We start from the raw sequence: 832 nt of genomic DNA, 5'->3' as shown, positions 1-832 counted from the left end.
CTTTTCAATCTTCTCCCGAACAAACCGGGTTCTCTGCAATCACAATCGCCCAAAACTATACCCAGGCAATCACCCGCACAACAGAAGAATTGGGAATAACCCTCCGTCAAGCTTGGCAAACGAGTGCCAAAGAATTAACGATTCATACCCCTGAAAATTATTCTATTCAAACCTCAGTCGAAGCCAATTTACACCAAGTTCAATCGGTAATTTGGGCGGCGATAGATTACTTCTTTTTTAAAGATCATAATTATCAATTAAATAGTGAGTCTCAACCGGAAAATGTCCTGAGTGGAACCCCTCAAAATCAACAATTAACCCCCCAACCCCAAAAAAGTCAATCTCCAATTCTGACCAATTCTCGGCGTCCCTTGGCTGCAACTTCCACGACGAAATCTGAAAAATATTCCGCCAAGAGCTTGACAACCTCCCCAGACTGTGGTTTAATAATGAGTGATGCCATAAAATATTCTGAGACAGACGATGGTGCGGTAGCGGTTAGACCTCGCTCCTTTCAGGTTCGGCAGTTGCTTCAAGTCGGGGAACCCGCCCAACGCACTGCACTCACCACCTGTGGGCGCAATTCGGCCAATCACAACGATACAGCCTCCCCAGAGTGTTTGTCAGCAGAAGCAACAGCAGTGGGTTATGTCAAGCATCCCTTAGAACAGGTACTCGAATGGCTAGATCGAGTGCTGTTTTGGGTTGAAGAAGCGGTGATCAGAGCCTGGGAATGGATCAAACAAAGATAGACCGCCCAGGCAATCTCGCGTCAAAATCAGTCAAATTTTAAGATAAGATGAAAAAACTGTACAGATCGGAAGAGCACACG

At 45.8% G+C, this 832-nt stretch carries 1 protein-coding gene; it reads left to right on the top strand.

The window, feature by feature from the left end; translation table 11 throughout:
- A partial coding sequence (locus tag M595_RS31425; protein ID WP_023069454.1) for a hypothetical protein occupies nt 1-752 on the top strand: 752 nt, incomplete at its 5' end.
- Between the last annotated feature and the right edge of the window lie 80 nt (nt 753-832).

The sequence above is a fragment of the Lyngbya aestuarii BL J genome (assembly GCF_000478195.2).
Taxonomy (GTDB): Bacteria; Cyanobacteriota; Cyanobacteriia; order Cyanobacteriales; family Microcoleaceae; genus Capilliphycus; species Capilliphycus aestuarii.
This window is presented reverse-complemented; position numbering and strand designations above follow the sequence as displayed.